This window comes from uncultured Clostridium sp. (assembly GCF_947072515.1).
Lineage (GTDB): Bacteria > Bacillota > Clostridia > Clostridiales > Clostridiaceae > Clostridium.
Genome location: NZ_CAMTIG010000026.1, coordinates 1 through 12,830, shown reverse-complemented (window position 1 = coordinate 12,830; position 12,830 = coordinate 1). Strand labels below are relative to the sequence as shown.

Sequence of the window (12,830 nt, the reverse complement as noted above, 5' to 3'; positions counted from 1 at the left end):
TAATTTGATTTTAAACTTGGTATACGCTACGGTGTTTTGAAAATTTATGAAACTTTTATATTATTTTTATCTATAAATTGTTTTAGTTGTTCCAAGTTTCTAATTTTATAAAACTCTTTTACTAGATCAGGTTGTTTTTTGATAATATTATGTGTTTTAAACTCCAGTTCCTCATATTCTCTCTCCTCTGGTAGTAAAGAATCTTTTAACTCTTCCTCACCTAGTGTTTGTTTTTTCTTAGTTGGCACTGGAGAGGGAACGGTTGCTTTCTTTTCTGATATATCCCAATTATTTTCTAAAGCTGAATAGATATATCCATTCCCTTTTTTATTTTTCTTAGAATATTCCACAACTGTTTGGATTCTCTCTAAAGTTAATCCTCTGTTTTCTACTAGGAACATTATGTTTTTACATGTTGGTATATCCTGGATATGTTCCATTAGATATTTTTTTAATTCTTTTAAATTTTCTGAAAGAAAACTACTACTAGAATCTTTGGTCTCGATTTCAATTTCTGGCTCTTTATAATCTATATTATTTATATTAGTAGTAGTTCTTATTATATTGTTATTATTATTAGTTCTTATTAGGGTGTCGAATTCGACACTGGTTGCAGTAGCGATTTCGACACTGGTACCAGTGTGGTTTTCGACACCGGTATTACCAGTAGCGATTTCCACACCGGTTTCTTTTTTTTGTCTTTTCCTAGTTTCACTTTTTGCTCTGTTAATAACTAAATTTGAAGTTTCTTTTCTACTCATCTCAACTAAAAAATATTTAGTTGCCTTACCATTAGCTTTCTCAGCTTCAAATACACCATGCTCAACCAAAGTCTTTAAAGAAGCTATTATAGCTTTTCTAGTCTCTCCAGTGGCAGCTTCTAAAGATGAAAGAGATAATAAAAAATAGATTTCCCCTTTTTCATTTATCCAATTATTTTGCTCAGATAATCTCCAGTTGTTATAACCAAGCATATATATTTCTCTATCTATAGACTTAAGCCCTTTTAGCTCGTATAGCCACTTTGGCATTTGTAGAAACTCTCTTCTTTCTAAATCTTCGGCTTTTAATCTCATTCTTGTTCCCCCTCTATTCTTTTAAATTGTTGCATACTTATAATGTCCTCCTTAATTTTTAGCCCCTTGACATTATGCTCAAACCCTTATATAATTTAAGTATTCGTAGTAGGGTTGTTAATGTCAATGTCAAGGTGTACTTGGTTCTTAACACTCTCAAAAAGTCAGAGCTCCCACTCTGGCTTTTTTTTATTTGATTTTCTCCCTCCAGGAAGGTATATATTAATTGTCGAGAAAAATATATTTTTAATGGAGGTATTATCTAACATAGCTGCTTCAATCGCCGCTGCACTCATTTCCAAGAATCTCTAAATCTTTAAATTCAATTTCAATAATAGCTGTTTTAATTGGAAATCTATCTTGTGGTGTATGCTTTGTTTTAATTTCAACACTGTGTACACCTTCGATTTCTTCTCCGTTTAAAAAAACTTTACCCTTGCTTTCATCAATAAAAAGTTTGTTTTTCATAAATTACCACCCCTTAAAATTTATTAAATTGACATTTAATAATAAACAAAATATAATAATACTAACTTGGTTGGAGTTACTTATGTAACTGACTGCGAGAGAGCTGCTATTCATTTAGCGGCTCTTTTTGTTATTGACTTGTATATGAACCTTCAAAAAGTTATAATTGAATCACCACAAAACAAAAATAAATTTATGGAGGTTATTACTATGAGTAACATTTTTTCTGTTTTAGAAAAAGATTTTGAGATACTTGAATCTCAGGATGCTATCATCAAGAAACGCAATGGTGTAGTTAAGCTTGATTTTCCTAACTATGGAGTATCTGCAGTTTTTGAAACAAAAGATGATTTTGATTGTTCTACAATATTAACTCTCGCTAAAGAAACAACTATCGAATACACTGTTTATGGTATCGAAGGTTATTTAGAAACATTATTCACTTGTAATATTGACTGCTTCACTAATAAAAATTTATGGTTTACTTTTGATATTGAAGAAACACCCGACAGTGAAACAGTACTTATAAAAGGTTGGTTAGGTAAAAAAATTATTTAATAATATTGCAATACTAATGGACCTCCGTTACCTTTGTTTTTATCGAGAGGTCCTCCAAACGCCAACCCATTCAAATTATTATGGCCTGTACAATTTACTAAGATATTTACAAACAACTCTTCTCCGCTCAGTTTGCTCCATTTTTTAAAGTTTAAATAATTTTTACTTGAATTCACCTTTCTACCAGCTCTCATAACTCTTTTTTTACTTTGAACATTCTTGAACCATACAACTAAGTTGTCACTTGCACCGTTAGTAACAAATTGAGGACTATTCTCCTCCACTAAAGACACATTCTCGTTTTTGCTAAACATCTCTTTTAATTCTGATTTTGATAATCTATTCATAATTACCTCCTGTGTATTGATTTTTTTCACTTTTTAAACGTGTAGATTTTACAAAAAATTTTCATTAAAAAATCTAATTATACCAATTAAAAATCTGCCGTTTGGCAATTTACCACTTTTTAATAGTTGCCTATTGTTGCTTACAGTCTGCTTATTCACATGTAAAAAAGTGCATATATCTGCAGCTTTTATCCTCTTTGTTTTAATTAAATTTTCGAGTTTCGAAGAAATTTTTAAGGCTTCTTTTTTTTCATCGAACATACTAGGACCTCCTTAATAAAATTTAAATAAATTATACATGTTTTAGACGAGAAAGTAAATATTTTTTATTTTTTTATTAAACAAATTTGACTTTTTATTATTGCTAGGGTATTATTTTTATGTTGTTATATACTAAGATTTACCAGGGGGATTGTTTTATGAAAAAGAAAATTTTTATTTTTTTATTATGCTTAGGAACTTTAGTATCTCTACAAGGGTGTTCAGCTGTCATGGCAGCGTCTGGAACTAAAGAGGCTAATTTAAGTGCAATAAACAAAGGAGATACCAGATCTATGGTTTTTGCAAAAGTTGGTCAGCAACCTGCAAGGGTTATCAATAATTCGAATGGTGTTATAGAAATATACGAATTAGAAAGAGGGAACGAACCTAGTACAGGAAGAGCTGTTGCGAATGGAGCGTTATCATTGTTCACTTTAGGGCTTTGGGAAGTCGTTGGAACTCCTTTAGAGGGGATGAAAGGCGAGAAGTATTTCTTGACTGTTTATTACAACCAAAATGAAATTTTAGAAAAATACGAAGTGTCTGCAACAAGACCAAATTAAATTACAGATTAGTTTAAGAATATAAAAACCACTATTAAATTAGTGGTTTTTATATTTCTATTTTTTTATTGCGCTTTAATAAAAACTCTTCTCTAGAGTTCATAAAAGGTTATTTTTCCATCCACCCATATTGGGTTCTCTTTATCATCACATCTATTTTCAAAGAGATCATGGACTTACTCCTGATGGAATAGCAGGACCTAAAACTATTCAAATTTTAAGACAAAAAACAGATGGATTAATTTAAATAAGCACCCTTATTGGGTGCTTTTCGCTTGAATATTTTTATAAAATCAAAATTCATTTAGTTCTATTAATCTCATTTGATTTGTAACCTTCTGTCGCGCACCATCAACTAATTGATAAACTAAATCGTTTAAACTTTCTTCGGTACACAAATTAAATAAATCATTCTCAAATTTTATTTCTTCATATAATTCAATATCAAATTTCATTTGTTTTTGTATTTTTTCATCTATTAATTTTTTGAAAATTTCAGTTGCCTCTTCATAAGTATATTTTCCTCTATTTGTATCTTTGAATATTTGTTTTGATTTATTGGCTAAATCTTCTTTAGCTAGTAAAACTTGTTCTAAATATCTACCATTTTTTATATATCCATAACGATCTAACATGTATTGTCCAATAGAAATAGTTCCTATAATGAATATAAAAACTTGTCCAGGAACACTATCTACTGTATTAAAAAATTTTTCTTTTCTATTTGTGTTTTTATCGTAATTAGCCATATCACTTATAACTTGTTCCAAAATATCTTCTAAAGCAATTTTTATATTAAGTTCAATATCTGTAAAAAATTTACCATACTTTCCTATGTAATTTTCCATTCTATAATTTTCTCTTTTGTCATTCTTTCCATTATAAATCAAAGAAGCTTGTCTTGCGCTGAGTTGATTTTTTTTATCTATAAATTTATCTAATTCACGCAATACTCTAGGAACCATCACTCCTACTTTAAATGTTAGTATTTTAGTAACATCTTCCTCTTGAAACTCCGTAATATCTCTTTTAGGAATAGGAATATTATATTTTTCAAAAACATTTGAACTCATTTTATTTTACCTCCAAAGTATCATTATTTATTATCTTTATTAAATTTTCTTCGATATTTTTTAAATGAAATACTAACTGCTTCAGTGCTGGTATAGTTAATTTTTGACTCTCGCAATCTGCTAAATTGTACGTGGCGATTATTTCAGTCATATTTTCTGCTATTTTTTTCTGAGTTTCTATACAAAGCCAAGTAATTTTACTTCTAACACCAGTAGTTCTTTCTAGTTTTTCATACTGACTTTTCTTTATTTTTATCTGTTGCTCTATATCACTTAAAACTTTATTTTTTTTATTAATTTCTCTCAAAATTTCAGTTTTAAATACAATATATTCTGCAGCATCTTTTTTTATTTCATCACTTTTAGGCAATTCAAAAAAATTGTTTATTTTTTTTATTAAACTTTCAGAAGGAACTCTTCTACCTGTTTCTATATCTGAAAGATATTTGTGAGAAATTTGTAATTTCTCTGCTAATTTTTTTTGAGTTAATTTTTTTTCTATCCTATACTTTTTTATATTTTCTCCAATTAATTTCATTTTATCACCTTCCAAATAAAATTATAACATATTTTGTCGGAATACTAAAACTAATTGTTATATTTTGTCGGATATTTTATTTTTACTATTTTTTATCCTCATCTGGTATCAAAGTTTTCAATAATTTTTCTGCTAGTGCTAATTTATCAGCTGGAATATCATCTAATAATTCCTGTAATGGATTTACTCTTTTTTTCAAATCTTTTTTAACAACATTTATAACTTTTCCACAGCAACAAATTTCATCTGATTTTACCTCTATATCTCTGAAAATGTGATTATCACTTTCTAAAATAAAAATTCCATTTTTCTTTTTTAATCTTTTTACGAGTGATTCACCAGATGTTTTATTCATAAATACACCTATTTCTCCCAGTCCGACTTCTATATCTTTCTTTAGAACTACGATATCGCCACTAAAAAATGTTGGTTCCATACTATCGCCTTGAACTTTAATTCCTATGCATTCTCCACTAGTTTCTGGAATAGTTATAAAGTCCACAGGCTCTGCATCTGGTATATATCCCATTCCTGCTGCTACACTTGAGTAGACAGGAATAACCATCATTTTCATAGGGTCTTTTATTTGAGCCACTATATTATCTTCTTTTGGGATTTTTCTACCTAAAAAAGCTTCATCTAATTTTAGTTTTTCTTGAGGATTTAATTCTAGAGCTTTCGCTATTTTGTTAATAGTCTTTACAGTGCTTTTGTTTTTACCTGTTTCTATATCTCCTAGAGTTCCGCTCCCTATACCGGCTTTTTTAGCTAGTTGAATTTGTGTGTAGCCCTTCTCTTCCCTTAGTTTCTTAACTGCAATTCCCAACGTGTCCATAAAACTTCCTCCACCTTTCGTTTATTACGTGAATTATATCAATAAAAGTAAATATTTTTTAATATTTTAAAAAAAAATGTTTACTTTCTCGAATTTAACGTGTATAATGTTATTATAATTTGGAAGTTAAAAAATTTTGAATCTAAAAAACGTTTAAAACGTGAAAGATTAATTCCGATTTATTTAACATTAACAAATTACACATCATAATATACCACACTTTGCACAATAAACAATAAAATAACCCTCATGTAGAGGGAGTTTAGGAGAGTGAAGAGAAATGAGAGTTGTTAAGAATAACGGCTATTACGAATTAAAATTAAAGAAAGACAACGAATGGAAAACAATCTTCATCGGGAGTGAAGAACAATGCTTTAAGGAAATCCAAAATGTTAAGCTTGGTTGATTGGATCAAGTGGAAATTGAACTTCAAAATAAAGTACAAGGGGAGATTTTAATGGAGCTAGTTAAAACTATGTTGGTTGAACACAGAGTGAAATACAACCAAGAGGTTAGGAAGTTTAAAAAGAAATTCGAGGAACTGAAAAAAGCTAATCCGGAGTTGAAAAATGAAGAGGTTTATAAAAACTCATTATGGTTTTGTAGAGTTAGGGAACAGGGTAGAGCAGTAGAAATATTAGAAAATATATAAACGGAGGTTTTAAAGATGACGATTGAAGAAAAAATGGCGGCTAGAGATTTTTTAAAAGTTTTATCAAAAGTCGAGATAGATATGATGAGAGCTACATTAATGCTAGATTTACAAAAGCAAATCATCAATGAACAAGATCCGATAAATTTAAAAAATCAAATGGCCACGATTGGTATAGCTATGGAAATTTCAGGAATACAAGCGACTCATCCAGAAGAGTTTAAACCTTTAGAAAAAGTAGCTGATAAGAATTGGGAGATGTGGTACGAGATGAATCAGCAATTTACAAGTTTAAAAGGAGTGATGTAAAAATGGATAGATTAGAAAAAATAAAAGAAATAAAAGCTCAAATTATAGAGGTAAGAGATCAGGTAAGGATAGCTTTAGAAAACAATAACTTTAACCATGCTACTGAGTGTATAGCCGATTTAGAAGAAATGTCTCTAGAACTAAAGTGCTTAGAAAATTTCGATGAAGAAGCGGCTCAAATGGTTGGCGGAGATTTTTAGTTGTTGAACGGTCCCATCCTCGTTAGGTGGGACTAGTTGAAAAAACTAAAAAGGGGTGAGTTAATGGTTTTAAGAGAAATAGTGGATGGGAAAATCAAAATTTACGAGGAAATGATGGAGAGGGAAAAAGATCCTGAGAAAAAATCTATTTGGATGTTTGTTATTTCTGATTTAAAAGGGGATTTAGATTAGTTTTTAGGAAACTAACCTCTTTGAAAAAAGGGGTAGTTTTTCAAAAGTTAATCTCGGAGGTGTTAAAAAAATGGAAATAAAAAGATTCGGTTATGCTCAATCTGTGTATGCAGTTATGGAGTGGGATAGTAAGAAAGAGAGCAAAATATACTTTGGTGCAGATGGGGTACTGCTAAATGGCCTTGATAAAGCTGTTAAAAACAAAATAAGAGAAATGATATTAGAAAAATGGGAGATGTTGAGAGATTTCCTTAATCAAAATGATGATTTAATGGAATCTCAGAGGGAATATGCTAGAAAATGTTTTAGAGAGCTAGAAACCGGAGTTAAGGACTCCAGGAAGAAGCGGAGAAAAGTGGAGCGAACATATTCAAGTAAAAAGTTTGGTGTTTATCTATGATGTTACTAGATAAATATAAAGCAATGTTAGATAACGATAATTTGAACACTGCGGCAAGAGCAGTTGTAATAGAAATAGTGAAAGATTTAGAAATGGTCCTAGCTGAAAACGAAGCTGAGGACCAATATTTTGAGGATGTTTCAAACAGTTTGTAGTTAAAAGGAGGAGATATGGAAGGAAGAAAAATACATTTAAAATTAGCCGAAGCAAGGGTGAAGTTATTAGAAATAGAATTAAAAAAAACTGGATATAATAAATTTTCAAATTACGAATATTATGAATTAGGAGATTTTTTACCTCATATAAATAAAATAAATTTTGAATTAAAAATGGTTTCTATATTTATTCCAGGCGCAGAAAAATCAACTCTAACTTTTTATGATTGCGAAAGCGAAGAGTCAATAGAGTTTTCTATAGATAGATGCCAAGTGAATATAAAGGGAGCAGCCAATATACAAAATCTTGGCGGAGAACAAACTTATTTAAGAAGATACTTATATCTAAACGCTTATGAAATTTCTGAAACAGACACAGTTGATTTACAACCTAAAACACAACAAAAGGAAGAAAAACCTAATAGGAATACTAAGGTTGACTCCGAGTTTGAGCAATCAAAACCAGAACAAAAGCCTTTTGACAGACAAAAATGTATAGAATTTATACTTAAACTTGTTGGCGAAGATGTAGATAGACTTAATGCTCAGTTAGAGCCTTATGGAATAAAGGGATTAGGTGAAGCAAGTGATATAGCTTTAGGTATTATTTATGATAATTTAAGCATTGAAGAATATAGGAATCGTATTCTAAAGGCAACTGGAGAAGATGAAGAAAAACTTAAAAAGCAACTTGCCTATCATAAGATTGAAAAGTTAGAGGATGCAAATATAAAGCAGTTGAAACTTATACATAAATATATAACAGGAGGGAAACAATGAAATTAAAAAAATTGTTCTTAGACACAGAAACAACTGGAACAACTCCAAACTCAGCTATCGTGCAGATAGCTGGGATTATGGAAGTAGGTGGAGTAGAAAAGGAATTTGATATAAATATGAGACCTCACGATGGAGCAGATATATCTCCACAAGCTCTGGAAATAATTGGAAAAACTTTAGAAGAAATAAACTCTTACCAATCTCCAGAGGAAGCTGCAAAACAATTTGAAGAAATTTTATCTGAGTTTGTAGATCCTTTTAAAAAAGGAGATAAATTTACTCTTTATGGCCACAATATCCAGTTCGATTTTACTAAATTGATGGAGTGGTACAACAGGATTGGAAATAAATATCTAGGTTCATTTGTAGATTTCAAATACAACTTTGACACTTTGTCAATGATGAAAAATTTGCAACTGTTAGAAGTTATAGATTATTTAGAGAATAATAAACTTGAAACTTGTTGTGAAGCTTTTGGAATTAAACTTGATGGTGCTCACGATGCATTGAACGACATTAGAGCTACTAAAAAGTTATATGAGCATTTGGAATATATAATAAAGTCAAAATTTGATGAAACTTATAACAGAACCTTATATCCAAGAATGTTTGAGAGATGGACTACAGAAGAAGAAGAGTTTTTAAAAGTTACACAAGATACAGCTCAAAATGCAGCGGATAGACTTGGTAGAACATTGCAATCTGTTCTTAGAAAAGCTCATAGAATGGATATAAAATTAAAAACTAAATAAAAATATAGGGGGAGTATTTTTATGCATGAATTAATCACAAATGTAGAGAAAAATACATGCACTCTAAAAATTTCAGATAATTTAAAACCAGATCAGGTAATTAGATTAAAAAAATTTTTACAAAATTGTAAATGGGAGATTCAAACGATTACTACTTTAAGTTTAGAGCAAATGAAACTAGCTCACATTTTACTAAAAGAGCTTGGAGAACTAATTGGATATACAGGTCAAGAAATGAGAGTGTTACTTCAAAATGAGTTCTGTAAGCTAAGGGAGATTGAATATTTTTCTCTCTCTCCTAGTAAAACTAATGCAGCTAGCAAAGAGATTGCTACAGACTTCATAACATACATTATAGAATGGGCTATCCAAAATGGTTATAACTTAATTTTATACGAAGGTTATGGAGAGAAGAGGACTATAAAAACAGCTAGAGAGGTAGTTCCAGACTTACGAAGATATGGGTTAGTTTGTCTAAGCAGCAAAACGTGCGCATGTTGTGGAACAACATATAACGTGGATTTACACCATGAGCCACCTCTGGGAACTGAATATGAGCTAGACGATGGATTACAAACTGGATTTATACCATTGTGTAGAGAACATCATACTGAAAGACATGGTACATCATGGGAAGCTTTTGAAAAGAAATGGCATATTCAAACTGTTTGGTTAAATCCAAATTTAGTAGAAGCACTAAAAAAAGTATACCCAAATCATTTTCAAGCATTTGATAAAGAAAAATATAAACTGGAGGGGGAACAATGGGGAGAAATGCTAAGAGAAGAAAAGAAGTTAAGAAAATGAAGAGAGCTAATAGAGAAACGGATATAGAGCTTAATGTTAAAGAGATTAGAGAAAAAGCTATTAAAAGTAGAGGTACAAATTCAAAAATTAAATACAGAATAGGATCACAAATTGGAAATGTAGTAGCAGATAACTTAATTGTTAGAGGACCAAGATTTTAAGGAGGGTATTATGGAACTATTAGATAAACTTAATAATGTCACAGATTTGAGTTACTGGGATTATGGTCATAAAGGTATTTTCTTATTTAATGATGGTGTGTGTGCTCATATTAAGATGTCTAGAGAGAAATTCAATGAAATAGAAGATAAATATTATGGGGAAAAATTAAAAAATATAATTTCTGATTCTGGAATTAGAAATAAGCAAAATAGAAAAAAGAGAGTTAATTGGGAAGGGTTTGAAGAGTTGTACTACAATGGATATGACTATAAGGAAATTGCAAAAATAATCGGTTGCGGTACTGCTACTGTTGTCAGAAAAGTTCAAGAGAGCATTGAATTAGGCAAATTAAATCCTAGAAAAAAAGGTATACTTGCAAATTCTAAAAATAAAGAAATTTTAAAAGAATTTAAAAGGAATGAAGTTCCAAAATCAGAGGTAGCTCTATATTTCAAATGCAGCGAAAGCACAATACAAAAAGCTTTTAAAGATTTAAAGGACATGGGAGAGCTATGAATAAAGAACTGAAATATCTTGAAAATATATATGGAGAGAGAAACTTGCAATTAATAGAAAAATTGTTATGCAGCAATGATCCTTACTATAATCAACAAGCTAAAATTTTTGTTACTACAATGTGTGAGGTAGAGAGAACAAAAGCTAGAAATATGAAATTTAAAAAAAGAATGGAATTAAAAGGTAGACTTACTAAATTTTTAAAAGATTTTAGTTTAGATATAGTTCCAAGTGACAACTTAATAACTTTCTTTATGGGTATAGAACTTGAAATGATACTTTGTAAACTGTTTGAAATTGAAAGTTATTTTGCTAAAAAGTGTAGAACATTCCATGCTAAAACCGCTGATGATTATGAAAAATTAATCGTTATGATGGGAGAGGATGATTTAAATTTAAATCTAGATTACGAGCCTGTTTTTACTGGTAAATTTAAAGAAGAGATAAATATATGCATGAGCTGGTTAGGTAGCATGCTATTTAAAACTTATAAATACAATGAATATATGTACAATCATGAAACTTTAAAAAACGAGTTAGATTCATTATCTAAAAAATATTGTGATGAAACAGATAACAGCACATTATGGGAAAATGAAACTCTTCCAGAGTGCTTCAAAGGCGAAGCACTTCTATGGAATGAGATTTACTCAAAGCTTAGAATTTTTAAAGATTACGGATTAAAAGCAATTGAAAAATTTGAAACAACTTTACCTGGTATAGAAGCTGGAAAAGATAAAAAATTCTTTAAATCTACTGTTACTAGATTAGAAAATGTGTTGAATAAATATAAAAAATTGATAGAGGTGGGGGAATAATGGGAAAATTTAATTTAAAGAAAATTTTAATATCTGATTATGAAATAGATTTGGTTCAAGCTACTAACTTTGAGCAATGGGTTGGTAAGAATATGGATTATGAAGCAATAATGGAGAAGGATTTTAAAAATGTAAGTTTTAAGAGTTCTGAAACTAACAAAAAGGATTTTTTAAAAAACTTAAAAACAAGAGCATTAAAATTAGATCCTACAAAAAGCATAAAAGATATATTAGGTTTATTTGAAGAAAATGAATCAAAAATAAAAAACACAGAACTATATGATGAAATAAGAAAATTAAAGTTAGAACTGACTGAAAAAAAAGAAACTATTGATAATCAGACTAAGCAAATAAAAGAACTTACTAATAAAAAGGAAACTGTTTATATCGTGAATGAGGTTCAAGAGAAAATAATAAATGAATACAACGCTTTACTTAGAGGGTTTGATTTAGGATTTGATTTAAAAGAATATGAAAAGGCAGTTGGGAAATTAACTTTTAATAGACATGTCACTCTTAAAGAACTATTAACAAACAAGGGCGTGGATAAAGAGATTCTTGATAATCTTTTAGTAGAGTGGAAAGATAAACAAATTGGAAATTTTGAAAAAGAATGTTCTATAAATGTCAACTTCAAGAATTATGAAGAGAAAAGAGAAGAACTTAGAGAACAGTTTAAGTTTATAAGAGAAAATCGAGAATTTATAAATACGATTGCAAAACTCAAAGGTATAGAAATTGTCTTCGATAAAAAACAAGAAGAATCAGGTTGGGTTTTATCTACACAAAATCACTTGGCAAATGCAAAAAAAGCTTTCATTGCCGGAATTCTAGGTAATGGAAAATTTTGTAAAACTTCTTGGTGTAACGCTACTTTAAAAGTATATGGAACTACCAACAGGGCAACTATTTTAAATTTAGCAGGAATTAAATATAGAGTTTTAGATAAACAAGGTGATGGCCAAACAATATTGGTGTTTGAACCATTAGAAGATATAATAAAAAAAATTAACAAAAAAACTATCGAGATTTTAAAAAATAAATAGGAGGAATACTGTGCCTTGGATTTGTGGTAATTGTGGTGAGCGAACTTTTGAAGAAATACATAACCTAGAAAAAGATACTAGAATTAAAACTGATAATAATTTCAAATGCATAAATTGTGGGTTTGGTAATAATCAAAGCGCTTCATTAGAAGAAATAGGTTGGTGGAAACGTGAAATAGAAAGAGTTTTGAAAGAGTGGAAGGTAATTAGAACACATAAAAGCAGTGTGAAAATTTATTTAATAGAGGTGATTAAATAATGTCATATGTTATAAAAATCCAAAAAGGGTGCTGGATTGCACCCTGGGATGGAGACCCAGGAA

The 12,830-nt window shown here is 29.8% G+C and carries 24 protein-coding genes; 17 read left to right on the top strand and 7 right to left on the bottom strand.

The features are described 5' to 3' along the window. Positions 1-44: 44 nt before the first annotated feature. Together Q0W06_RS10875 and Q0W06_RS10870 are read right to left on the bottom strand one after the other, a co-directional pair. The gene (locus tag Q0W06_RS10875) at positions 45-1,076 is read right to left on the bottom strand and encodes a replication initiator protein A (RefSeq protein WP_297635113.1); all 1,032 of its coding nucleotides are present in this window, start codon (positions 1,074-1,076) and stop codon (positions 45-47) included. 276 nt (positions 1,077-1,352) lie between these two features. Beyond that, the gene (locus Q0W06_RS10870) at positions 1,353-1,544 is read right to left on the bottom strand and encodes a hypothetical protein (RefSeq protein ID WP_297635110.1); all 192 of its coding nucleotides are present in this window, start codon (positions 1,542-1,544) and stop codon (positions 1,353-1,355) included. Positions 1,545-1,754: 210 nt separating this feature from the next. Between Q0W06_RS10870 and Q0W06_RS10865 the strand changes: the two genes are divergently transcribed. Then, entirely contained in the window at positions 1,755-2,102 is a 348-nt protein-coding gene (locus Q0W06_RS10865) for a hypothetical protein (protein WP_297635107.1), read from the top strand. On the opposite strand, the gene Q0W06_RS10860 is transcribed toward Q0W06_RS10865, so the two are convergent. Further along, a complete protein-coding gene (locus Q0W06_RS10860; RefSeq protein WP_297635104.1) occupies positions 2,099-2,449 on the bottom strand; it encodes a hypothetical protein in 351 nt (116 codons plus the stop codon). The genes Q0W06_RS10865 and Q0W06_RS10860 overlap by 4 nt on opposite strands. A gap of 48 nt (positions 2,450-2,497) precedes the next feature. Continuing rightward, positions 2,498-2,710: a hypothetical protein gene (locus tag Q0W06_RS10855; protein ID WP_297635101.1), complete on the bottom strand. Its 213-nt coding sequence runs from the start codon at positions 2,708-2,710 to the stop codon at positions 2,498-2,500. Positions 2,711-2,940: 230 nt separating this feature from the next. On the opposite strand from Q0W06_RS10855, the gene Q0W06_RS10850 reads away from it, so the two are divergent. Together Q0W06_RS10850 and Q0W06_RS19660 are read left to right on the top strand one after the other, a co-directional pair. After that, positions 2,941-3,273, top strand: a complete 333-nt coding sequence (locus Q0W06_RS10850) for a hypothetical protein (RefSeq protein WP_297635098.1) — start codon at positions 2,941-2,943, stop codon at positions 3,271-3,273. A gap of 130 nt (positions 3,274-3,403) precedes the next feature. Further along, positions 3,404-3,520, top strand: a complete 117-nt coding sequence (locus Q0W06_RS19660; RefSeq protein WP_366516771.1) for a peptidoglycan-binding domain-containing protein — start codon at positions 3,404-3,406, stop codon at positions 3,518-3,520. 46 nt (positions 3,521-3,566) lie between these two features. Here Q0W06_RS19660 and Q0W06_RS10845 read toward each other — a convergent pair whose 3' ends face one another. From Q0W06_RS10845 to Q0W06_RS10835, 3 genes are all read right to left on the bottom strand, one after another. Then, positions 3,567-4,346, bottom strand: coding sequence for a hypothetical protein (locus Q0W06_RS10845; protein WP_297635095.1), 780 nt, complete (start codon positions 4,344-4,346; stop codon positions 3,567-3,569). Position 4,347: 1 nt separating this feature from the next. Further along, entirely contained in the window at positions 4,348-4,884 is a 537-nt protein-coding gene (locus Q0W06_RS10840) for a helix-turn-helix transcriptional regulator (protein WP_297635092.1), read from the bottom strand. 85 nt (positions 4,885-4,969) lie between these two features. Continuing rightward, positions 4,970-5,719: an XRE family transcriptional regulator gene (locus Q0W06_RS10835; protein WP_297635089.1), complete on the bottom strand. Its 750-nt coding sequence runs from the start codon at positions 5,717-5,719 to the stop codon at positions 4,970-4,972. 457 nt (positions 5,720-6,176) lie between these two features. On the opposite strand from Q0W06_RS10835, the gene Q0W06_RS10830 reads away from it, so the two are divergent. The 14 genes from Q0W06_RS10830 (at position 6,177) to Q0W06_RS10765 (ending at position 12,767) form a co-directional block, all read left to right on the top strand. Continuing rightward, the gene (locus Q0W06_RS10830) at positions 6,177-6,371 is read left to right on the top strand and encodes a hypothetical protein (protein WP_297635086.1); all 195 of its coding nucleotides are present in this window, start codon (positions 6,177-6,179) and stop codon (positions 6,369-6,371) included. Between the two features lie 33 nt (positions 6,372-6,404). Further along, positions 6,405-6,680, top strand: a complete 276-nt coding sequence (locus tag Q0W06_RS10825) for a hypothetical protein (protein ID WP_297635083.1) — start codon at positions 6,405-6,407, stop codon at positions 6,678-6,680. A gap of 2 nt (positions 6,681-6,682) precedes the next feature. Then, the gene (locus Q0W06_RS10820) at positions 6,683-6,880 is read left to right on the top strand and encodes a hypothetical protein (RefSeq protein ID WP_297635080.1); all 198 of its coding nucleotides are present in this window, start codon (positions 6,683-6,685) and stop codon (positions 6,878-6,880) included. Between the two features lie 36 nt (positions 6,881-6,916). After that, positions 6,917-7,072: a hypothetical protein gene (locus Q0W06_RS10815; RefSeq protein ID WP_297635077.1), complete on the top strand. Its 156-nt coding sequence runs from the start codon at positions 6,917-6,919 to the stop codon at positions 7,070-7,072. A 70-nt stretch (positions 7,073-7,142) separates the two neighbouring features. Beyond that, complete coding sequence (locus Q0W06_RS10810; RefSeq protein ID WP_297635075.1) at positions 7,143-7,472, top strand: hypothetical protein; 330 nt, start codon at positions 7,143-7,145, stop codon at positions 7,470-7,472. Beyond that, positions 7,469-7,627: a hypothetical protein gene (locus tag Q0W06_RS10805; protein WP_297635072.1), complete on the top strand. Its 159-nt coding sequence runs from the start codon at positions 7,469-7,471 to the stop codon at positions 7,625-7,627. The genes Q0W06_RS10810 and Q0W06_RS10805 overlap by 4 nt, the downstream gene beginning before the upstream one ends. A gap of 15 nt (positions 7,628-7,642) precedes the next feature. Next, positions 7,643-8,407, top strand: a complete 765-nt coding sequence (locus tag Q0W06_RS10800) for an ERF family protein (RefSeq protein ID WP_297635070.1) — start codon at positions 7,643-7,645, stop codon at positions 8,405-8,407. Next, entirely contained in the window at positions 8,404-9,159 is a 756-nt protein-coding gene (locus tag Q0W06_RS10795) for a 3'-5' exonuclease (protein WP_297635068.1), read from the top strand. The genes Q0W06_RS10800 and Q0W06_RS10795 overlap by 4 nt, the downstream gene beginning before the upstream one ends. Before the next feature lie 21 nt (positions 9,160-9,180). Continuing rightward, entirely contained in the window at positions 9,181-9,966 is a 786-nt protein-coding gene (locus Q0W06_RS10790; RefSeq protein WP_297635066.1) for a putative HNHc nuclease, read from the top strand. Continuing rightward, entirely contained in the window at positions 9,924-10,127 is a 204-nt protein-coding gene (locus Q0W06_RS10785; RefSeq protein ID WP_297635064.1) for a hypothetical protein, read from the top strand. Before Q0W06_RS10790 ends, Q0W06_RS10785 begins: the two co-directional genes overlap by 43 nt. Positions 10,128-10,137: 10 nt before the next feature. Then, complete coding sequence (locus Q0W06_RS10780) at positions 10,138-10,644, top strand: hypothetical protein (protein WP_297635062.1); 507 nt, start codon at positions 10,138-10,140, stop codon at positions 10,642-10,644. Further along, a complete protein-coding gene (locus Q0W06_RS10775; protein WP_297635060.1) occupies positions 10,641-11,462 on the top strand; it encodes a hypothetical protein in 822 nt (273 codons plus the stop codon). The genes Q0W06_RS10780 and Q0W06_RS10775 overlap by 4 nt, the downstream gene beginning before the upstream one ends. Beyond that, the gene (locus Q0W06_RS10770) at positions 11,462-12,508 is read left to right on the top strand and encodes a hypothetical protein (protein WP_297635058.1); all 1,047 of its coding nucleotides are present in this window, start codon (positions 11,462-11,464) and stop codon (positions 12,506-12,508) included. The genes Q0W06_RS10775 and Q0W06_RS10770 overlap by 1 nt, the downstream gene beginning before the upstream one ends. Before the next feature lie 10 nt (positions 12,509-12,518). Then, positions 12,519-12,767, top strand: a complete 249-nt coding sequence (locus Q0W06_RS10765; protein WP_297635056.1) for a hypothetical protein — start codon at positions 12,519-12,521, stop codon at positions 12,765-12,767. Positions 12,768-12,830 lie beyond the last annotated feature (63 nt).